General features: G+C 68.0%; 18 protein-coding genes. 10 read left to right on the top strand and 8 right to left on the bottom strand.

Annotation, left to right across the window (positions count from 1 at the left end; genetic code table 11):
* Positions 1-47 precede the first annotated feature (47 nt).
* From GQE99_RS06475 to coxB, 5 genes are all read right to left on the bottom strand, one after another.
* Entirely contained in the window at positions 48-848 is an 801-nt protein-coding gene (locus tag GQE99_RS06475) for a cytochrome c oxidase subunit 3 (protein WP_161350766.1), read from the bottom strand.
* Positions 849-864: 16 nt separating this feature from the next.
* Positions 865-1,446 carry a cytochrome c oxidase assembly protein gene (locus GQE99_RS06470; RefSeq protein WP_161350765.1) on the bottom strand — a complete coding sequence of 194 codons (582 nt, stop codon included), beginning with the start codon at positions 1,444-1,446 and terminating at the stop codon, positions 865-867.
* Complete coding sequence (locus tag GQE99_RS06465) at positions 1,443-1,628, bottom strand: hypothetical protein (protein ID WP_161350764.1); 186 nt, start codon at positions 1,626-1,628, stop codon at positions 1,443-1,445. The genes GQE99_RS06470 and GQE99_RS06465 overlap by 4 nt, the downstream gene beginning before the upstream one ends.
* Complete coding sequence (cyoE, locus tag GQE99_RS06460; RefSeq protein ID WP_161350763.1) at positions 1,628-2,560, bottom strand: heme o synthase; 933 nt, start codon at positions 2,558-2,560, stop codon at positions 1,628-1,630. Before cyoE ends, GQE99_RS06465 begins: the two co-directional genes overlap by 1 nt.
* Positions 2,561-2,636: 76 nt before the next feature.
* Positions 2,637-3,497 (bottom strand): cytochrome c oxidase subunit II, encoded by an 861-nt coding sequence (gene coxB, locus GQE99_RS06455; protein ID WP_161350762.1) that lies wholly within the window; start codon positions 3,495-3,497, stop codon positions 2,637-2,639.
* Positions 3,498-3,706: 209 nt separating this feature from the next.
* Here coxB and tldD point away from each other — a divergent pair, with 209 nt between their 5' ends.
* From tldD to topA, 3 genes are all read left to right on the top strand, one after another.
* Positions 3,707-5,134: a metalloprotease TldD gene (tldD, locus tag GQE99_RS06450; RefSeq protein WP_161350761.1), complete on the top strand. Its 1,428-nt coding sequence runs from the start codon at positions 3,707-3,709 to the stop codon at positions 5,132-5,134.
* 204 nt (positions 5,135-5,338) lie between these two features.
* The gene (gene dprA, locus GQE99_RS06445; protein WP_328794061.1) at positions 5,339-6,499 is read left to right on the top strand and encodes a DNA-processing protein DprA; all 1,161 of its coding nucleotides are present in this window, start codon (positions 5,339-5,341) and stop codon (positions 6,497-6,499) included.
* A gap of 99 nt (positions 6,500-6,598) precedes the next feature.
* Positions 6,599-9,130: a type I DNA topoisomerase gene (gene topA / locus GQE99_RS06440; RefSeq protein ID WP_161350759.1), complete on the top strand. Its 2,532-nt coding sequence runs from the start codon at positions 6,599-6,601 to the stop codon at positions 9,128-9,130.
* Between the two features lie 9 nt (positions 9,131-9,139).
* Here topA and GQE99_RS06435 read toward each other — a convergent pair whose 3' ends face one another.
* Complete coding sequence (locus GQE99_RS06435; RefSeq protein ID WP_161350758.1) at positions 9,140-9,841, bottom strand: fumarylacetoacetate hydrolase family protein; 702 nt, start codon at positions 9,839-9,841, stop codon at positions 9,140-9,142.
* Positions 9,842-10,011: 170 nt separating this feature from the next.
* Between GQE99_RS06435 and GQE99_RS06430 the strand changes: the two genes are divergently transcribed.
* From GQE99_RS06430 to mnmH, 3 genes are all read left to right on the top strand, one after another.
* Positions 10,012-10,821, top strand: coding sequence for an HAD-IIB family hydrolase (locus tag GQE99_RS06430; RefSeq protein ID WP_161350757.1), 810 nt, complete (start codon positions 10,012-10,014; stop codon positions 10,819-10,821).
* Complete coding sequence (locus GQE99_RS06425; RefSeq protein WP_161350756.1) at positions 10,814-12,034, top strand: glycosyltransferase family protein; 1,221 nt, start codon at positions 10,814-10,816, stop codon at positions 12,032-12,034. The genes GQE99_RS06430 and GQE99_RS06425 overlap by 8 nt, the downstream gene beginning before the upstream one ends.
* A gap of 87 nt (positions 12,035-12,121) precedes the next feature.
* Complete coding sequence (gene mnmH, locus GQE99_RS06420) at positions 12,122-13,162, top strand: tRNA 2-selenouridine(34) synthase MnmH (RefSeq protein WP_161350755.1); 1,041 nt, start codon at positions 12,122-12,124, stop codon at positions 13,160-13,162.
* Here the strand turns inward: mnmH and selD are convergent.
* On the bottom strand, positions 13,159-15,342 hold the full coding sequence (gene selD, locus GQE99_RS06415; RefSeq protein WP_161350754.1) for a selenide, water dikinase SelD: 2,184 nt from the start codon (positions 15,340-15,342) through the stop codon (positions 13,159-13,161). The two genes, mnmH and selD, sit on opposite strands and share 4 nt — an antisense overlap.
* A 124-nt stretch (positions 15,343-15,466) precedes the next feature.
* Here selD and GQE99_RS06410 point away from each other — a divergent pair, with 124 nt between their 5' ends.
* A complete protein-coding gene (locus GQE99_RS06410; RefSeq protein WP_161350753.1) occupies positions 15,467-15,904 on the top strand; it encodes a hypothetical protein in 438 nt (145 codons plus the stop codon).
* A 4-nt stretch (positions 15,905-15,908) separates the two neighbouring features.
* Here the strand turns inward: GQE99_RS06410 and GQE99_RS06405 are convergent, their stop codons facing one another.
* The gene (locus tag GQE99_RS06405) at positions 15,909-16,775 is read right to left on the bottom strand and encodes a DMT family transporter (RefSeq protein WP_161350752.1); all 867 of its coding nucleotides are present in this window, start codon (positions 16,773-16,775) and stop codon (positions 15,909-15,911) included.
* Between the two features lie 376 nt (positions 16,776-17,151).
* On the opposite strand from GQE99_RS06405, the gene GQE99_RS06400 reads away from it, so the two are divergent.
* From GQE99_RS06400 to kdsA, 3 genes are read left to right on the top strand one after another with little or no spacing between them, the layout of a single operon-like run.
* Entirely contained in the window at positions 17,152-18,105 is a 954-nt protein-coding gene (locus GQE99_RS06400) for a KpsF/GutQ family sugar-phosphate isomerase (RefSeq protein WP_161350751.1), read from the top strand.
* The gene (locus GQE99_RS06395; protein ID WP_161350750.1) at positions 18,102-18,902 is read left to right on the top strand and encodes a 3-deoxy-manno-octulosonate cytidylyltransferase; all 801 of its coding nucleotides are present in this window, start codon (positions 18,102-18,104) and stop codon (positions 18,900-18,902) included. The genes GQE99_RS06400 and GQE99_RS06395 overlap by 4 nt, the downstream gene beginning before the upstream one ends.
* On the top strand, positions 18,899-19,726 hold the full coding sequence (gene kdsA, locus GQE99_RS06390; RefSeq protein WP_161350749.1) for a 3-deoxy-8-phosphooctulonate synthase: 828 nt from the start codon (positions 18,899-18,901) through the stop codon (positions 19,724-19,726). The genes GQE99_RS06395 and kdsA overlap by 4 nt, the downstream gene beginning before the upstream one ends.
* Positions 19,727-19,729: the final 3 nt, after the last annotated feature.

The raw sequence follows: 19,729 nt of genomic DNA, 5'->3' as shown, positions 1-19,729 counted from the left end.
ACGGGCGGGGTTGCCCCCGCCCGTCGAAACTCAGGTCTGCGCCGGGATCAGCCGCCCCAGATGTAGACGGCGGCGAACAGGAACAGCCACACGACGTCCACGAAGTGCCAGTACCAGGCGGCCGCCTCGAAGCCCACGTGTTGCTCCTGCGTGAAGTGGCCCGCGTAGGCGCGCATCAGGCAGACGAACAGGAAGATCGTCCCGATGATCACGTGGAAGCCGTGGAAGCCCGTCGCCATGAAGAAGTTGGCGCCATAGATGTTGCCCGACAGGCCGAAAGCGGCGTGCGAGTATTCGTAGGCCTGGAAGAAGGTGAACAGCAGGCCCAGCAGGATCGCGATGGTCAGGCCGGTCTTCATGTCCTTGCGGTTGTTCTCGTGCACAAGCGCGTGGTGCGCCCAGGTCGCCGCGGCGCCCGACAGCAGGAGGATCAGCGTGTTCATCAGCGGCAGGTGCCAGGGATCGAAGGTCTCGATCCCCGCCGGCGGCCAGACGCCGTCACGGGCCGGGCTTTCGGGGCCCATCGGGTACATGGCGTGCTTGAAGAAGCTCCAGAACCACGCCACGAAGAACATCACTTCCGACATGATGAACAGGATGAAGCCGTACTTGAGGCCGATGCGCACCACCGGGGTGTGATCGCCCGTCTGGCCCTCGTCCACCACGTCCGACCACCACGAGAACATGGTGTAGAGGACGAGCAGCAGACCCACGAGGAAGATCCACGGGCCGCTGGCATGCATCCATTTCACGGCCCCGAAGAGCATGACGAACGCCCCGACCGATGCGAGCAGCGGGTTAATCGAAGGGGGCAGGATGTGGTAGTCGTGGTTCTTGGCGTGGGCCATCTTTTGCATCCCTGGGTTAGTTTTGATCCGTCTCGTCGGAAGCGGCCGTGTCGAGCGCGGCGTATTCCTCGGGCAGATCCGTTTCGTGGAAGGTATACGAGAGCGTGATCACCTTGGCAAACTTGGCATCACGGTCCTCGGTGATTTCTGGATCGACGTAGAAGGTGACGGGCATCATCACGCTTTCGCCGGGTTCGAGCACCTGCAATTCGAAGCAGAAGCAGTCGATCTTGGTAAAGTAGCCACCCGCTGAATAGGGCGCGACGTTGTAGCTCGCCGTGCCCGCGACCGGGCGGTCGGCGGTGTTGGTCGCCTCGTAGAAAGCCAGCCCGGTCTCGCCCAGCTTGACTTCCATCTCGCGCTGGACCGGCTTGAACTCCCACGGGAAGTCGCGCTCGATCGAACCGTCGAAGCGGACCTTGATGGTCTTGTCGAGGATCACGTCCGAGCCCGCCTCGGCCGCGTTCGTGGTCCCGCCGAAGCCGGTGACGCGGCAGAACCAGTCGTAGAACGGCACGGCCGCCCAGGCCATGCCCCCCATGAAGACGACGACGCCCACGAGCATGAGGGCGGACTTCGCAGTCGAGCGTTCACTCATTTCGCAGCCCTTTCCTGTCCAGCGGCCCATTCGGCGCCAAGCTCGTCATTGGGGTCGGTCCCCACCTTGGCGATCGTCAGGCCGTACACGATGCCGATGAAGAGCACGAGCACGATGCCCAGCCCGACATTGCGTGACAGGCGGCGTTGATGCAGTTCGTGCGTGGCGCGGATCTTGTCCATTACCAGCCTCCCAGCCCGTAGGGGGCGAGCGAATGTTCGACCAGCAGCATCCCGAAGTGGATGAACAGGTAGAACAGCGAGAACTTGAAGAACTTGCGTTCGACGAGGTGGCTGTCGGCGTCGCTGTCCGCGTCCGTCCGGCGCCAGATCGAGATCGCGCCCTTGATGAACCAGAGGTTGAGCACCGCGGCCACGGCCATGTAGGCCGGCCCGCCGATCGACGTGAGGCCCAGGCCCAGCGCCACACCGGCCAGCACGATCGTGTAGGCCAGGATGTGATTGCGCGTGGCGCGCCGTCCGTGGGTCACGGTCAGCATTGGCACGTCGGCCTTGGCGTAGTCGCTCTTCACGAAGAGCGCGAGCGACCAGAAATGCGGCGGCGTCCAGGCGAAGGTCAGCGCGAACATCAGGATCGATTCAATCGTGATGTCGCCGGTGACGGCCGCCCAGCCGATCATCGGGGGAAAGGCGCCCGCGGCGCCGCCGATGACGATGTTCTGCGGCGTCCAGCGCTTGAGCCACATCGTGTAGATCACGACGTAGAAGAAGATGGTGAAGGCCAGGAGCCCGCCCGCGACCCAGTTGGTCGCGAGGAACAGCATGACAACCGAGAAACCGGTGAGCGCCACGCCGAGTCCCAGCGCTTCTTCCGGGCGCACCCGCCCGGTCGGGATCGGACGGCCCTGCGTGCGACGCATCTTCGCGTCGATGTCCGCGTCCCACCACATGTTGAGCGCGCCAGAAGCGCCCCCGCCCACCGCGATGAAGAGGATCGCGCAGAGGCCCACGAAGGGATTGATCCCACCGGGCGCCACGAGCAGCCCGACGAAGGCGGTGAACACGACGAGGGACATCACGCGCGGCTTGAGCAGGGCGACGTAATCGCCGAAACCCGCGTCGCGGTCCTGATCGAGAATGCTCGTGTCGGTCATGATGTCTTACCTCGGACGGCACGCCGGCCTCGGGCCGGGGTGCGGGGGCCGACGTGCGGCCCCTGCCCTCTCGGCCTTACTCGGCCGAGGCCACTTTCACGGAGGCCGGGATGCCGGCGTATTCCTCGCGGGCGCCCTCGAGCCAGGCTTCGTAATCTTCCGGCGTCACGGCTTTCACCGTGATCGGCATGTAGGCGTGGTCCTTGCCGCAGAGCTCGGAACACTGGCCGAAGTAGACGCCTTCCATGCCCGGCTCCACGGTGAACCACAGCTCGGCCAGGCGACCCGGCACGGCGTCCTGCTTCACGCCGAAGGCGGGAATGGTCCAGGAGTGGATCACGTCGGCGCCGGTGACCTGCATCACGACCTTCTGGCCGGTGGGCACGACGACGGCGGTGTCGGTGGCGAGCTTGTAGAGGTCTTGGCTGTAGCCGTTTTCCTCGAGCTCGTCCTCGCCCAGCATGAAGCTGGAGAACTGGAAGTCCTCGTCCACGTATTCATAGCCCCAGTACCACTGGTAGCCGGTGACCTTGATGACCACGTCGCCTTCCGGGATCTCCTGCTGCTTGAACAGCACCGGCAGCGACTGCGCGCCGATGAAGACGAGGATCAGGATCGGCACCAGCGTCCAGGCGATTTCCACCCCGGTGTTGTGGGTGAAGGTACCCGGCGTCTTGTTGGCCGCCTTGTTGTAGCGGACGATCACCCACACGATCAGCAGGGCCACGAAGACCGCGATCACGATGGAGATGATGTGCAGCAGGTTGTCGAGGCCGAAAGTCGCCTGCGAAATGTCGGTTGCCGCCGGCTGAAACGACATGCCGCCCGGGGTGGGCTTGCCGATGACCTCAAGGTCCTGGCCCACATCCTGGGCCCGGGCCGCGAAGCCCGTGAAGAGTGCCGCCAGATAGGCCAGAGGCCGCAGGGTCTTGGTCATTCTTTGCATCCCTATCTTCCTGTCTCGACGCGGTCCTTCGCGCCACAATTCCGGGTTTACCGCACGCGCGGCGGGAATCCCGTTGTCTCCCGCGCGTCTCAAACCATATTAGGGGGTATCGGACAAGATAAATCCTGCTTCATTCCGTCGCATACAGACGCGTTCTCGCACGCTTTTGATGCAGATCATGGCAGGCAGAAAAGGACCACATGACCGACCAGACGCCGTTCCGCCCCTTCGCCGACCAGCTCGATGACGCCCGCGCGCTGAAGACCCTGCGCGCCGCAACCGACGGGGCCGATGACGGCGAATTGTTCCTCGAACGACGCCGCTCCGAGGCGCTCGTCTTCGACGACGGGCGGCTGCGCAACGCGAGCTACGATGCCTCGGAAGGCTTTGGTTTGCGGGCGGTTCGCGGCGAGACCGCCGGCTACGCCCATTCCACCGACATCTCGGAAGCCGCGCTGACCCGCGCGGCCGAAACCGCCCGCCTCGCCGTGGGCGCGGGCGGCGGCACGCTGGCCGACGGCCCGGCCGCCACGAACCGCCGGCTCTACACGGATGCCGACCCGATGGCGGACGCCGAGTTCCCGGTGAAGGTCGAGACCCTGCGCGAAATTGACGCATACGCCCGTGGACGCGACAGCCGGGTGGTCCAGGTGTCGGCCACGATCGCGGCGAGCCTGCAAGAAGTCGTGATCCTGCGCCCCGATGGCACGATGGTATCGGACACCCGCCCGATGAGCCGCGTCAACGTGAGCGTGATCGTCGAGAAGGACGGCCGGCGCGAAAGCGGCAGCCACGGCGGCGGCGGACGCGCGGGGCTGGCGGCGCTGATCCGGCCCGAGCATTGGAAGGCCAGCGTCGACGAGGCGCTGCGCATCGCGCTGGTCAATCTCGAGGCCGAAGCTGCGCCCGCGGGCCAGATGGACGTGGTCCTCGGCAACGGCTGGCCCGGCATCCTGCTGCACGAGGCGGTGGGCCACGGGCTCGAGGGCGACTTCAACCGCAAGGGTTCGAGCGCCTTCTCCGGCCTGATCGGCCAGCAGGTCGCCGCCAAGGGCGTGACCGTGGTCGACGACGGTTCGCTCCCCGACCGGCGCGGCTCCATCACCGTGGACGACGAGGGCACGCCCTCCTCGCGCACCGTGCTGATCGAGGACGGGGTGCTGGTGGGCTACATGCAGGACCGCCAGAACGCCCGCCTCATGGGGGTCGAGGCGACCGGCAACGGCCGGCGCGAAAGCTATGCCCATGCGCCCATGCCGCGCATGACCAACACGATCATGGAAGGCGGCGACGCGTCGCCCGAAGAGATCGTGGCGGACCTCAAGGACGGCATCTACGCCGTGGGCTTCGGCGGTGGCCAGGTGGACATCACCAACGGCAAGTTCGTCTTTTCCTGCACCGAGGCCTACCGCGTGAAGGACGGCAAGATCGGCGCGCCGGTGAAGGGTGCGACGCTGATCGGTGACGGGCCCAAGGCGATGAAGCAGATCCGCGCGGTCGGCAACGACATGGCGCTCGATCCCGGCATCGGCAATTGCGGCAAGGCCGGGCAATGGGTGCCGGTGGGCGTGGGCCAGCCGACGCTGATGATCGGCGGGCTGACCGTGGGGGGCAGCCAGGCGAGCTGAGTGCGACCCAGCGCTTGCGCCGGGCATGGCCCGGCGCGGCGGCAGGCGGCTGCGCCGCCTCTGGAGGACCAGTCCTCCAGACCTCCTGAAGTATTTCCTGAACGATGAAGGGGCGGGCGGTCCGTTGACCGTGCGGTGTTGGTAACGGCGCATTAACCAGTGTGTCGCAGGTTGGGCGGGCAAGAGACGGAATCAGGTGGACCCGTGGATACACTCCCTTCCCTTCACACCCTCACCCCTCCCCCAAGTGCGGAAGACAGGGTCGCCTGGCTTCGTCTCTTGCGTTCACGCCGCGTCGGCGTGAGCACGTTCTTCCGCCTGCTGGGCGAACACGATACCGCCCCCGCCGCGCTCGAGGCGCTCCCCGGGGTCGCCAAGGCGGCCGGGGTGGACGATTACGAGGTCTGCCCGCTGGCGGTGGTGGAACAGGAAATGGCCTGGGCCGAGACCTGCGGCGCGCGGATGCTGTGCTTCGGCGAGGCGGCGTATCCGCCGCTCCTGTCCCAGATTCCGGACCCGCCGCCGATCCTCTGGGCGATGGGGAACGTCGCTCTGTTGCACGCGCCCGCGGTCGCCATCGTGGGGGCCCGCAATGCATCGTCGCTCGGCACACGGATGGCGCGCCGGCTGGCCACCGATCTCGGGCAGGCGGGACAGGTCGTGGTCTCCGGGCTCGCCCGCGGGATCGACACCGCGGCCCACACCGCCGCGCTGCCCACCGGGACCATCGCGGTCATGGCGGGCGGGGTCGACGTGGTCTACCCGTCCGAGAACACGGTGCTGGGCGAGGAGATCGTCCGGGGCGGGCTGCGCCTGTCGGAAGCGCCGATGGGGCTTGCCCCGCAGGCGCGCCATTTCCCGCGCCGCAACCGGATCATCTCGGGGCTCGCGCGCGCCATCGTCGTCGTGGAGGCGGCGGGCAAGTCCGGCTCGCTCATCACCGCCGAACAGGCTCTCGAGCAGGGACGCGAGGTTTTCGCAGTGCCCGGACACCCGTTCGACGCCCGCGCGGCCGGCTGCAACCGGCTGGTGCGCGACGGGGCGACGCTGGTGCGCGGGGCGCAGGACGTCCTGGACGGGCTTGCCCCGGCGCCCGAAGAGGTCGGCCCCGACGGCGAGGCGACCGATCATCCGGCCCTTCCGATGGACATTCCCGCCCCGACGCCCGAGACACGCACCCTGTCCGATACCGTGGCGCTGCATCAGCAGATCCTCGACCGGCTGGGTCCCTCGCCTGTGTCCGAAGACCAGCTCGTGCGCGACCTCGATCTGCCCACCGGCGCGGTCGCCTCGGAGCTCACGACGCTGGAGCTCGACGGGCGGATCGAACGGGCGCCCGGCGGCATGATCGCGCGCCGCGCCTGACCCTTTCGCTCCGGTCCCGGACCCAAGCGCCATTGACAATGTATCGGCCCCCGACCCATCTAACGCGTTCAAGCCCAGCGCAGAGTCGAGAGGAAATACATGCCAGTCGTCGTCGTGGAGAGCCCGGCCAAGGCCAAGACAATCAACAAGTATCTTGGCAACGATTACACCGTGCTTGCCTCCTACGGCCACGTGCGCGACCTGCCGCCAAAGGACGGTTCGGTCGACCCGGAGCACGATTTCGCCATGAAATGGGAGGTCGGGACCGACAGTCGCAAACATGTGAAAGCGATCGCCGACGCGCTGGCCCAGGACAACAACCTGATCCTCGCCACCGACCCCGACCGCGAAGGCGAAGCGATCTCCTGGCACCTCGAGGAAGCGCTGCGCAAGCGCCGGGCGATCAAGAAGGACACGCCGGTCAGCCGCGTGGTGTTCAATGCGATCACCAAGTCCGCCGTGACCGAGGCGATGAAGAACCCGCGCGACGTGGACGACGACCTTGTCGAGGCCTACCTGGCGCGGCGTGCGCTCGACTACCTCGTCGGCTTCAACCTGAGCCCGGTGCTCTGGCGCAAGCTGCCCGGCGCGCGCTCGGCCGGCCGGGTCCAGTCGGTCTGCCTCCGGCTCATCGTCGAGCGCGAGATGGAGATCGAGGCGTTCAACCCGCGCGAATACTGGTCGGTGAAAGCCCAGCTCAAGACGCCGCGCGGCCAGAGCTTCGAGGCGCGGCTGGTCAACTACGCCGGCAAGAAGCTCGACCGGTTCGACCTGGAGAACGAGGAGCAAGCGGGGCTCGCCGTATCGGCCATCGAGGCGCGCGATCTCGCCGTGAAATCGGTCGAGGCCAAGCCCGGCAGCCGCAACCCCTCGGCCCCCTTCATGACCTCGACCCTGCAGCAGGAAGCCAGCCGCAAGTTCGGCTTCGGCGCGCGCCAGACGATGTCGACCGCCCAGCGCCTGTATGAAGCGGGCTACATCACCTACATGCGGACCGACGGCATCGACATGGCGCCCGAGGCCGTGACCGCGGCGCGTGAAGAGATCAAGTCGCGCTACGGGGCCGAATACGTGCCGGGCGAACCGCGGGTCTACAAGAACAAGGCCAAGAACGCGCAGGAAGCGCACGAATGCATCCGGCCCACGGACATGAGCCTGGATGCCGGCCAGCTGGGCAAGCTGGAAGCCGACCAGCGCAAGCTCTACGACCTGATCTGGAAGCGCACGCTCGCCTGCCAGATGGCGGGCGCCAAGCTCGAGCGCACGACGGTCGAGATCGGAAGCGCCGACGGCCAGGTGGGCCTGCGCGCCACCGGCCAGGTCGTGCTCTTCGACGGGTTCCTCAAGGTCTACGAGGAAGGCCGCGACGACGACGTCATCGAGGATGACGACGACAACCGCCTGCCCCAGATGTCCGAAGGGGACGCCACCGCCAAGGAAAGCGTCACGCCCGAGCAGCACTTCACCCAGCCGCCCCCGCGTTATACCGAGGCGACGCTGGTCAAGAAGATGGAAGAGCTCGGCATCGGCCGCCCCTCCACCTATGCCTCGATCGTCACCACGATCCAGGACCGCGAATACGTTCGCAAGGACAAGAACCGGCTGTTCCCCGAGGACAAGGGGCGCATCGTCACGATGTTCCTGCTCAACTTCTTCCGCCGTTACGTGGGCTACGAATTCACCGCGGAGCTCGAGGAAGACCTCGACCGGGTGTCGGCGGGCGAGAAGGACTACAAGAAGCTGCTCGCCCAGTTCTGGCGCGATTTCTCGGCCGCCATCGCCGAAACCAGCGAGCTTCGGATTTCCGAGGTTCTCGACAAGCTCGACGAGGCGCTGGCCCCGCAGCTCTACCCGCCGCGCGAGGACGGGTCGGACCCGCGCAAGTGCCCGCTCTGTGGCAGCGGCGACCTGCACTTGAAGACCTCGCGTTCGGGCGGTTTCATCGGTTGTTCGAACTACCCGGAATGCCGCTACACCCGCCCCATCGGCGGCGAGGAAACCGGCGGCGACCGGATCCTGGGCGAAGACGAAGACGGCAACGAGATCAGCCTGCGCTCGGGCCGGTTCGGCCCCTACGTCCAGCGCGGCGAGGTGACCGAGGACAACAAGAAACCGCAGCGCTCGAGCGTGCCCAAGGGCTGGTCCGTGGACGACATGGACCTTGAGAAGGCGCTCACGCTCCTCAGCCTGCCGCGCGAGGTGGGCGAGCATCCCGAAGGCGGGACGATCAGCGCGAATTTCGGCCGATTCGGGCCCTACGTGATGCACAAGCTGCCGGACGAGGCGAAGCCCGTCTACGCCAACCTGCCCGATCCGAACGAGGTGTTCGAAATCGGCATGAACCGCGCCGTGGAGCTCATCACCGAGAAGCGCAACAACCCCGGCCGCGGCCGGCGCGCGGCGGCCAAGCCGTTGAAGGAACTGGGCGATCACCCGGACGAGGGCGGCGCGGTCAACGTGATGGACGGGCGTTACGGGCCCTACGTGAAGTGGGAAAAGGTCAACGCGACCCTGCCCAAGGACGTGAAGCCCGAGGACGTCACGATGGAGATGGCCGTCGAGCTCATCGCCGAGAAGGCCGCGAAGAAGGGCACCAAGAAGAAAGCCCCGGCCAAGAAGAAGAAGGCCTGAGGCGGGGCGTCAGCCCTCCGGCGCGCCGATCGTGAGCTCGACCGGGTCGAGCCCGTCGATCTCGCCCCGGATGCGGTCGCCCGGCGCGACCGCGCCCACGCCTGCGGGCGTGCCGGTGAGGATGAGGTCCCCGGGCCCGAGGTGATAGTAGCCCGACAGGTGCGCCACGATCCCCGCGCAGTCGTGGATCATCTCCGACAGGCGCGCGTCCTGGCGCGTCTCGCCGTTCACGGTGAGGGTGATGCGCTGCGGCCCGATCTCTCCCATCGCGTCGGCCGGGGTCAGCGGCGCCAGGATCGCGGCGCCTTCCACGTCCTTCGACAGGCTCCAGGGCCGGCGGGCCGCCTTCGCGGCGTCCTGCAGGTCGCGCCGGGTCATGTCGAGCGCCGCGGCGTAGCCATGGATCGCCGCCCCCGCTTCGTCCCGCTCGGCGCGAAAGACCGGGCGGGCCAGCGTGAACGCCAACTCCATCTCGTGGTGATAGGAGCCTGTCCCCGGCGGATAGGGCAGTGTCCGACCCGAGGCGCACAGGTGAAACGGCGTCTTGGTGAAATAGAACGGCGCCTCCCGGTCGACCTCACCCCCCATCTCGGCGGCATGGGCCGCGTAATTGCGCCCGACGCAGAAGATCCGGCGCACCGGGTAGAGCGCGTCGTTGCCCCGCATCGGAACCGCGGCCACGGGTTCGGGGTCGAAAAGATAGCGGGTCATCTGCACCTCCTGTCCGTTTGCAGCCGGCATACTGCGATCCGCGGGCAAGGAACAGCGGTCCACCGAGGGCGGGCGCGCATTTTGGCCGCATGCGGGAAATGACGGTTGCGGCGCTGCGGCGTGTGTTGTCCTATCATCTCAAGCATGAGGCCACACCCGGAGAGACCGGCATGACCCGACAGCCGCCACCGCTTCTGGTTTTTTCCGACCTCGACGGCACGCTGCTCGATCATGAGAGCTACGACTGGACGCCGGCCCGCCCGGCGCTGGAACGGCTTCTGAGGCTGGGCGGCGGGGTGGTGCTGGCGACGTCCAAGACCGCGCCGGAGGTGGCCACGCTGCGCGACGAGATGAGCCTCTCCGACTGGCCCGCGATCGTGGAGAATGGCGCAGGCATCCTTGCACCGGGGGCCGACGGCGACAGTGACCGCGAGGAATACGACTGCCTGCGCAGAGCGCTCGACGGTTTGCCCGCCGATCTGCGCGGCGCGTTCCGGGGCTTCGGCGACATGACCGACGCGGATGTCGCGAAGGCCACGGGGCTTGCCCCGCAGGCGGCCGCAAAGGCGCGGACGCGGGCCTTTTCCGAGCCGGGGCTCTGGTCCGGGACCGAGGCGCAGGAAGCGACCTTCACGAAAGCGCTGGCCGAACACCGCATAACCGCGCGCCGCGGCGGGCGGTTCCTGACCCTGTCTTTCGGTCGCACCAAGGCCGACGCGATGGCGGATCTGACCGACGAACTCCGCCCCCGCCACACGATGGCGCTCGGCGACGCCCCCAACGACGCGGAGATGATCGAGGCCGCAGAGATCGGCATCATCATCCCCAATCCGCACGGCCATCCGCTGCCGCCTCTCATGGGCGAAGCCGAGGGGCGCATCCGGCGTATCGACCTGCCCGGCCCGCAGGGCTGGAACAAGGCGGTGGGCCAAGTGATTGATGAATTGGAATTGACGAAGGCAGGAGTTGCGCATGGCTGATTTTCACCAGAACGGAAACATCACCACGCTTCACAACCTGCGCTCACGCGGGGTCGAGGAACTGAACTACGAACTTTCGGCCTTCGCACAGACCCGCAAGATCAGCCTGATCCTGCCCTCGCTCTTCTCGGAACTGCAAGGGCCCGCCCTGCCCCACATCCTCGACGAGCTCTCGAAGGTCCCCTACCTCCACCGCATCGTCATCGGGCTCGACCGCGCGGACGAGGCGCAGTACCGCCACGCCCGCGACTTCTTCTCTCGCCTGCCGCAGAACCACATCGTGATCTGGAACGACAGCCCCCGGATGCAGGAAATGCAGGCGCGGCTCGAACGCCTCGGCCTTGCTCCGCAGGAGCCGGGCAAGGGCAAGAACGTCTGGTCCTGCATCGGCTACCTGATCGGCTGCGCCGACAGCGCGGTGATGGCGATCCACGATTGCGACATCCTCACCTACGACAACGAGATGCTGGCCCGCCTCGTCTACCCGGTCGCGAACCCGACCTTCCCCTACCAGGTGGCCAAGGGGTTCTACCCGCGCGTGGGCGACGGCAAGCTCAACGGGCGCGTGACGCGGCTTCTTATCTCGCCCCTCCTCATCGCGCTGAAGAAGGTGATCGGGGACCGCGACTACCTCGATTACCTGCGCTCGTTCCGCTACCCGCTCTCGGGCGAATTCGCGATGCGCACGGCGATCCTGCCGGATCTGCGCATCCCCTCGGATTGGGGGCTCGAGATCGGGGTGCTGTCCGAGGCGTGGCGCAACCTCGCGCCCAAGTCGGTCTGCCAGGTGGAGATCGCCGACGCCTATGACCACAAGCACCAGGACCTGTCGGCAGACGATGCCTCGACCGGGCTGAGCCGCATGTCGACGGACATCTGCAAGGCGATCTTCCGCAAGCTCGCCGCCGATGGCACGGTCTTCACCCCCAACGTGTTCCGCACGCTCAAGGCCACCTATTACCGCATGGCGTTGGACCTGCTCGACGGCTACTACAACGACGCCAAGATGAACGGGCTGGTGATCGACCGGCACCGTGAGGAGAAGTCGATCGAGCTCTTCGCCGAGAACATCATCCGCGCCGGGAACGTGTTTCTCGACAACCCGCACGAGACCCCCTTCATCCCGACCTGGAACCGCGTACACGCGGCCGATCCGCATTTCCTCAAGGACCTCCAGATCGCCGCGCGCGAAGACCTGGTGGAGTTCGCCTGACCCCGCCCGTCCCGGGCGCTGGTCATGGCCGCGGGGCTGCGTTACACCCGCACGGCCGGGCACCGGGTCCGGCCTGCGGGAACACCCATGGCGCTCAAGCTTGCATCCCTGTCCGACTTCGCGGCCCTCGATTTCGACGAGGTCATCGACGTGCGTTCGCCCTCGGAATATGCCGAGGACCACGTGCCGGGGGCGATCAGCCTGCCGGTGCTCGATGACGACGAACGGGCGCGGGTCGGCACGATCTATGTCCAGGAAGACCCGTTCAAGGCGCGCAAGATCGGCGCCGCGCTGGTCGCGCGCAACGCCGCCACGCATATCGAGGGACCGCTGGCCGACCGCCCCGGCGGCTGGCGCCCGCTGGTCTATTGCTGGCGCGGCGGGCAGCGGTCGAATTCCTTCGCCTCGATCCTGAGCCAGATCGGCTGGCGGGCCGAGGTGATCGAGGGCGGCTATCGCAGCTACCGGCGGATGGTGGTGGACATGCTCCACCGCGACCCGCTCGACCAGCGCTTCGTGCTGATCGACGGCGGGACGGGCAGCGCCAAGACGCGGCTCCTGCACCATATCGCGGCGGCCGGGGGCCAGATCCTCGACCTCGAAGGCTACGCCGCGCATCGCGGGTCGCTCTTCGGCCAGGTGGGGGCCGCGCAGCCCAGCCAGAAGGCGTTCGAGTCGACCATCGCCATGACGCTCACCAAGCTCGACCCGGCCCGGCCGATCTTCGTGGAGGCCGAAAGCAGCAAGATCGGCGATCTCCTGATCCCGCCATCGCTCTGGCTGGCGATGCGGGCCTCGGACTATGCCGAGGTGACGGCGCCGCGCGCTGCGCGGGCGGGGCATATCGTGGAGACCTACCAGGACATCGTCGAAGACCCCGAGCGGCTGGGCGCCACGCTCGACCGGCTGCGCCGCTACCACGGGCACGAGGTTGTCGATGGCTGGCATGACCTTGCACGGGCCGGCGCCTGGCACGCGCTGGCCGAGGCGTTGATCGAACTGCACTACGACCCGCGCTACAAGCGTATCCGGCGGGATGCGGAGCCGAAGGCGTTGCTCGAACTCGACGACCTGTCCGAGGATACGCTGGCCGGGACGGCCCGCGACCTGCTGGCGAGGTTCGGCTAGGCCAGGCGCACGCCGTGGCCCGCGACGATCTTGCCGATCACCGCCCCCGTCTCGCCCGCCGCTGCGATGCCGGACAGGCACGCCGCCACGTCCCCGGGCGCCACGGCGGCGAGCAGCCCGCCGGCGGTCTGCGGATCATGAAGCAGCGCGTAGGCCGCGCCGTCCCCCTGCCCTGCAACCGGCGCGGCGGCGGCGTTGGCGGCGTGGATGGTCGAGCGGATGCCACGAGCCGCCAGGTCGCGCGCGCCGGGATAGAGCGGCACGTCGTCCAGCACCAGTTCGGCCCCCACGCCCGAGGCCCGGCAGATCGCCGCCAGGTGGCCCGCAAGCCCGAAGCCGGTCACGTCCGTCATCGCATGCGCCGCACCCAGCGCCGCCGCGACCGCCCCCTGCGGGCGCGCCATCCGCTCAAGCATGTCCGCCACGTCGCGGCCCCGCGCCACGCCCTGCATCTCACCGGCAAGCAGCGTGCCGGTCCCGATGGGCCGCGTGAGGATCAGGACGTCGCCGGGCTTCGCGCCTTCGACCGTGATCGGGTCACGGTCCAGAAGGCCGGTGACGGTCAGACCCAGCACCGTCTCGCGCCCCATCGTGCTGTGGCCGCCGACGACCTGGGCCCCCTCGCCCGAGACCACATCGTCCACCGCGCCGAGGATCTCTTCCATCGCGCGCGCCTGAAGCGCCTCGGACTGCCGGGGCAGAGTGACCGAGACGAGCGCGGCCTGCGGCTCGGCCCCCATCGCCCAGACATCGCCCAGCGCATGGACGGTGGCGATCCGGGCGAAGAGCCCGACATCCTCGGTAAAGGCGCGGAGGTGGTCGGTGGTCAGAACCTGCCGCACCCCGCCGATGTCCAGAACGGCCGCATCGTCACCCGGGCCGGTCAGCACGTCGTCGCGCATGTCGCGATGCCCCAGCCGCTCGAGCGCCGCGCCGAGCACGCCGGGGCCGACCTTCGATCCGCAGCCCGCGCAGAGCATCTGCGCTGCGTCCCCCAGCTCGGCGCGCACGCCCTCGGCCACCGGGTCGGGCAGCGGCTCCGGCTTCATCTCCGGAAGGTGGCGGAAGCGATCCATGAATTTCTGGTCGATCCGGTTCTTCCACTGCCACAGCAGCGGGCCGGAGGCGGCGAGCGACCATTTCGTCGCGATCGCGGACTTGCCGCCGAGCGAGACGAGCTTGAGGAAATCCTTCTGCGGCCGGAAGGTCCGGTTCGTCCCGCCGGCAAGCTGCGCCTTGAGGTTGTGGAGCAGGACCGGGGCGGCACGCACGGCGAAGACCCCCGCCTTGGGACGCGGCGTTTCGACCAGGTGGGCGCAGTCGCCGACGGCGAAGAGCTCCGGATGCCCCTCGACCTGGAGCGTGGGGCCCACCCGGACGAAGCCCGCCTCGGTGGTGGGCAGGGGGCTGTCGGCCAGCCAACCGTGGGCGAAGGCCCCCGCCGCGCCCACCGTGAAATCCGCGCGCAGATGCGTCCCACCGGCCAGCTGGACGCCGTCTGCCGTGACACGCTCGACAACCGTTCCGGTCTTCACCGTCACGTCGAGCCGGCCCAGCGCCCGGCGCACCCGCGAGAGCGCGCGCCCAGAGAAACCGGTGAGCGCCGCGTCGGCTTCGATCAGCGTGACCTTGGGCGTGCAGCCCGCCGTGCGGAGCCGATGGCTCATCGCCATGGCAAGCTCGCAGCCCGCCACGCCGCCGCCGATCACCGCGACCTCCGGCGCCACCTCGCCCGCCGCCGCGCGCTCCACGAAGCGCTCCCACGCGCTGGCGTAATGGTCGAGCGGCTTGGCTCCGACGGCATGGTCGGAAAACCCTTCGATGTCGGGCATCCGGGCGTGAATCCCGATGTCTATCGAGGCCACGTCGTAGGCGATCTCGCGCCCGCCGACGCGGATGCGGCGCGCTTGCGGGTCGATCGCCTCGGCCGCGTCCAGGATCAGTCGCGCGCCTGCGAAACGCGCGAGCCGCACGAGGTCGATGTCCAGCTCCTCGCGCGTGTAATGCCCCGCGATGTGGCCGGGAAGCATGCCAGAGTAGGGCGCCGTCGGCCCGGGGTTCACCAGCGTGAGCCGCACCCCCGGCAACGGCTTCATGCCCCACATGCGCAGCACCAGCGCATGTGAATGGCCGCCGCCGATCAGCACGAGGTCACGGGTCAGGGGAATGTCGGGCGTCATGTCGTCTCCTTTATCCTCCCATAACGCGCCCTGAAATGCTTTGCCATGCGGCACGGCCGCTTGATCTGGCGCATGGCCCGGGCATGGGTGGCGCCCTAGCATCGGCCCATCAAAGGAGGTTCAGATGAAGACATTCCTCTCCACCCTCGCGCTGGCAGGCGCCCTGGCCGCCCCGGCCGCCGCGCAGGATTGCATCGCTTTCGGAAGCGACGGGTCGGCCAGTATCCCGGGCAACGTCATCGTGCGCTATACCGCCGACTGGTCCGATTTCGATCATTTCAACTCGTCCGGCGCACGCCTGACCACGGCGGGCCAGGTGCTTCAGCAGGACCGGGCGAACGTCCACAAGTTCGGCAAATTCACCGCCTACGACAGCCGCGACGGGTATTTTACCAGTCTCGCCAGGCGCCAGCAGCTGTCGGGCGCGCGGGTGATCGGCTACTGCCCGCTGTCGCCCGGTGTCGTGGCGGACGCGCTGGTGAACCAGGCGGTTTCGGGCAACGTGGTTTTCTACCGCGGGTACGACGGGGGCTACGTGGCGGTGGTCGACCTCGCCGGCTGAACGGTCAGCGCGTCAGGATCAGCGCGCCGCCGATCACCACGCAGAGCGCGATGGCCAGGTGCTTGAGGCCCAGCGTCTCGCGCCGGAAGATGATCGCACCGAAGGCCAACGCCCAGAGCGGCACGGTCCCCGACAGGGGCGAAACCAGCGTGAGCGCGCCCAGCGACAGCGCCGCGTTGAGCGCGAAGATGCCAGCCCCGTTGATCACGCCGTTGGCCACGAACCAGCGCAGGCCGGCGCCGGTCCGGGTGCGCCCCTGCCGGTGGCGCGGCCAGAGCATGAGGCCGAGCACGAGGGTCGACATCGTACCGGTGACGAGGAGCGCGAAGAACGGGCTCGGCACGCCCTCCATCCCCCATTTCAGGCCCGGTTGGCTGATCCCGCGCACGAGCGCCGCGCTCAGCGGCACGAGGATCGCCCAGATGGGCCAGCCGCGTTTGATGCCGCGTGGCGACCAGGTGGCAAGCGCCAGCCCCGCGACCATGAGGGCGAGCCCGACGAGCGACTGCGCACCCACCTCTTCGCCCAGGAACAGCACCCCGATGCTCACCGCGATCACCGGCGTGAAGGCCGACAGCGACGCGGTCAGCGAGGGCCCCACCAGCCCGACCGAGGCGATCTGGAAGCGCTGACCCAGCGCCGGGAAGAAGATGCCCATGATGGCGAAGATCAGCGTGCTGCGCGTCCACCACCAAGACGCATCGACCAGGAACGGCGCTGCGATCCAGCACAGCCCGGCCATCGTGGCGACCGAGACGAAGGCGCCGGTCAGGGGGTCGGTGTCGTCCAGCGCGATCCGCTGCACGTGGTTGCCCAGCCCCCACATGGCGGCGGCGGCGAGCGAGAGGATGGCCGGCCAGAAAGTTTCCATGGAAACCAAGTATCGCCAAATCGCGCCGAGCGCCAGCATCCGCTGTCCGCCGCAGGGGGCCCTTGGGGTCCGGCGGGACTTTCGCTATTGTCCGGGACGCGCGCCATGACGCGAAGCAAGCGCCGGGGCCAGGGTCACGACGCGTCGCGCACGGCCTTCACTTGGCGAACATTCCATGTGCTTGAACCAGCCAAATTCGCCGGATCCCTTTCCATTTTCGGACAATCGACCAGGTACCAACGCCCCGACGAAACATCGTCTCCTGCCGCATCGGCGGCGCCTTGCCAACGCCCCTGCGTTGACCTCTCGGCCCTGTTGTGACACTCGTTTTTGCATCCAACGGCCCCGCGCGGTGCCCCCGATCGTCAAGTAGGCCATGTCCACACCCATTCTCGATACCGCCCGCGACGTGCTTCTGACCGAGGCCGGCGCGCTCACGCGCCTCGCCGACGCCCTTCCGCCGGATTTCGAACACGCGGTCGAGATGGTGTTCGGCCGGCCCGGCAAGGTCGTCGTCAGCGGGGTCGGCAAGTCCGGACACATCGCGCGCAAGATGGCCGCGACGCTGTCCTCGACCGGATCGCCCGCTTTCTTCATCCATCCCACGGATGCCGCCCACGGCGACCTGGGCATGATCGAGGAAGCGGACACCGCGCTTCTCATTTCGAATTCCGGCGAGACGACCGAACTGCTCGTGATCATCGAGTACTGCAAGCGGTTCGACATCCCGATCATCGGCATCTCGTCTGTCCCCGGCTCGACCCTCATGCTCGCCTCCGACTGCGAGCTGCTCTTGCCGAAGGTGCCCGAGGCTTGCCCCATCCGGCTCGCCCCGATGAGTTCCACGACCATGACGCTCGCCCTCGGCGATGCGCTGGCCGCCGCGCTGATCCGCAAGCGCGGGTTCAGCTCGACCGATTTCGGCGTCTTCCACCCCGGGGGCAAGCTGGGCACGCAGCTCACCCGCGTGGGCCAGATCATGCACGAGGGCGACCGGCTGCCGCTTCTCGCCCCCGACGTGCCGATGAAGGACGCGGTGCTGGCGATCTCGGAGAAGGGCTTCGGCTCGGCCGGGATCGTGGAGGACGGCAAGCTCGTCGGCATCATCACCGACGGTGACCTGCGCCGCCAGATCGACGGGCTGTTCGAACGCACGGCGGGCGACATCATGACCACGGCGCCGATCACCACGACGACGGACGTGCCGGTCGGCCGGGCGCTCTCGATCATCGAGGAGCACGCGGTCACGGCACTCTTCGTCACCAACGCCGACAACGAACCCATCGGCATCATTCACCTGCACGACCTGCTTCGGCTCGGCGTGAAATGAAGACCGCGATCCTGATCCCGGCGCGCTATGCCTCGACCCGCTACCCGGGCAAGCCGCTCGTCCCGGTGCGCCAACCCGACGGCGCGACAAAGTCGCTGATCGAGATGTCGTGGGAGGCCGCACGCGCGGTCCCCGGTATCGACGACGTCTTCGTCGTGACCGACGACCCGCGGATCGAGGATGCGGCCCACCGCTTCGGGGCGGACGTCATCATGACGGCGCGCGAATGCGAGAACGGCACAGCCCGCTGCGCCGATGCCGTGGCGCGTGCCGGGCTCGACGCCGACCTGGTCGTTAACCTCCAGGGCGACGCGCCCCTCACGCCGCCGTGGTTCGTCGAGGCGCTGATCGACGAGATGATCCGCGACCCCGAGGCACGCATGGCCACGCCGATCATCCACTGCGACCGCGAGACCTACGGCAATTTCGTCGAGGACCGGCGGCGCGGCATGGTCGGCGGCACCACCGCCGTCTGCGACCGCTTCGGCAACGCGCTCTACTTCTCCAAGGAGGTGCTGCCCTGGCTCGACCCGCAGAAGGTGGCGGAGATGGACGTGATCCCGGTCTTCCACCACGTCGGCGTCTATGCCTACCGGCGCGAGACGCTTCTGGATTATGCGGGTTGGGGGGAATGCGAGCTCGAACGACACGAAGGGCTCGAACAGCTTCGGTTCCTCGCCAACGGCGAAAAGGTCCGCTGCGTCGAGGTGGAGGCGCGCGGACGGGTGTTCTGGGAGCTCAACAACCCGCACGACACCGCGCGCATCGAACAGGCACTGGAGGCGATGGCACAATGACCCAGGTGACGATCCGCGACATCACGCTGGGCGGCGACGCGCCCGTGTCCTTCATCCTCGGTCCCTGCCAACTGGAAAGCCTCGATCATGCACGCATGATGGCCGAGCGGATCGCGGCGGCCTGCGAGGCCGCCGGGGCGCGTTTCATCTTCAAGTCGAGCTACGACAAGGCCAACCGGTCCTCGGTCGCCACCAGGCGCGGACTCGGCATGGACGAGGGCCTGTCGATCCTGTCGAAGATCCGCGACGAGTTCGGCGTTCCCGTGCTCACCGACGTGCACGAGCCCGGCCAATGTGCCCCGGCCGCGCAGGCCGTCGACGTGCTCCAGATCCCTGCCTTCCTGTGCCGCCAGACAGATCTCCTTCTCGCCGCCGGCGAGACGGGTCGCGCGATCAACGTGAAGAAGGGTCAGTTCCTCGCCCCCTGGGACATGGGCAACGTGGCGGCCAAGATCTCCTCGACGGGCAACGAGAACATCCTGCTGTGCGACCGCGGCACCTCCTTCGGCTACAACACGCTGGTCACGGATTTCCGGGGCCTGCCGATCATGGCCGAGACCGGCTACCCGGTCGTCTTCGACGCGACGCACTCGGTGCAGCAACCGGGCGGGCAAGGCACCACCTCGGGCGGCGACCGGCGCTTCGCCCCGGTACTTGCGCGCGCAGCCTGCGCCGTGGGCGTGTCGGCGGTGTTCCTCGAGACCCACCAGGATCCGGACAACGCGCCGTCGGACGGGCCGAACATGATCCCGGTCGCCGAGCTGGCCGACGTGCTGACCGCGCTCGTGCGCTTCGACGCCCTGTCGCGCGAGCTTGCCCGCTGACAC

Source organism: Maritimibacter harenae (assembly GCF_009882975.1).
Classification (GTDB): domain Bacteria; phylum Pseudomonadota; class Alphaproteobacteria; order Rhodobacterales; family Rhodobacteraceae; genus Maritimibacter; species Maritimibacter harenae.
This window is presented reverse-complemented; position numbering and strand designations above follow the sequence as displayed.

Coding starts and splice junctions, on each gene's coding strand:
- GQE99_RS06475 (WP_161350766.1), bottom strand. CDS start 848: ATGGCCCACGCCAAGAACCACGACTACCACATCCTGCCCCCTTCGATT.
- GQE99_RS06470 (WP_161350765.1), bottom strand. CDS start 1,446: ATGAGTGAACGCTCGACTGCGAAGTCCGCCCTCATGCTCGTGGGCGTC.
- GQE99_RS06465 (WP_161350764.1), bottom strand. CDS start 1,628: ATGGACAAGATCCGCGCCACGCACGAACTGCATCAACGCCGCCTGTCA.
- cyoE (WP_161350763.1), bottom strand. CDS start 2,560: ATGACCGACACGAGCATTCTCGATCAGGACCGCGACGCGGGTTTCGGC.
- coxB (WP_161350762.1), bottom strand. CDS start 3,497: ATGACCAAGACCCTGCGGCCTCTGGCCTATCTGGCGGCACTCTTCACG.
- tldD (WP_161350761.1), top strand. CDS start 3,707: ATGACCGACCAGACGCCGTTCCGCCCCTTCGCCGACCAGCTCGATGAC.
- topA (WP_161350759.1), top strand. CDS start 6,599: ATGCCAGTCGTCGTCGTGGAGAGCCCGGCCAAGGCCAAGACAATCAAC.
- GQE99_RS06435 (WP_161350758.1), bottom strand. CDS start 9,841: ATGACCCGCTATCTTTTCGACCCCGAACCCGTGGCCGCGGTTCCGATG.
- GQE99_RS06430 (WP_161350757.1), top strand. CDS start 10,012: ATGACCCGACAGCCGCCACCGCTTCTGGTTTTTTCCGACCTCGACGGC.
- GQE99_RS06425 (WP_161350756.1), top strand. CDS start 10,814: ATGGCTGATTTTCACCAGAACGGAAACATCACCACGCTTCACAACCTG.
- mnmH (WP_161350755.1), top strand. CDS start 12,122: ATGGCGCTCAAGCTTGCATCCCTGTCCGACTTCGCGGCCCTCGATTTC.
- selD (WP_161350754.1), bottom strand. CDS start 15,342: ATGACGCCCGACATTCCCCTGACCCGTGACCTCGTGCTGATCGGCGGC.
- GQE99_RS06410 (WP_161350753.1), top strand. CDS start 15,467: ATGAAGACATTCCTCTCCACCCTCGCGCTGGCAGGCGCCCTGGCCGCC.
- GQE99_RS06405 (WP_161350752.1), bottom strand. CDS start 16,775: ATGGAAACTTTCTGGCCGGCCATCCTCTCGCTCGCCGCCGCCGCCATG.
- GQE99_RS06400 (WP_161350751.1), top strand. CDS start 17,152: ATGTCCACACCCATTCTCGATACCGCCCGCGACGTGCTTCTGACCGAG.
- GQE99_RS06395 (WP_161350750.1), top strand. CDS start 18,102: ATGAAGACCGCGATCCTGATCCCGGCGCGCTATGCCTCGACCCGCTAC.
- kdsA (WP_161350749.1), top strand. CDS start 18,899: ATGACCCAGGTGACGATCCGCGACATCACGCTGGGCGGCGACGCGCCC.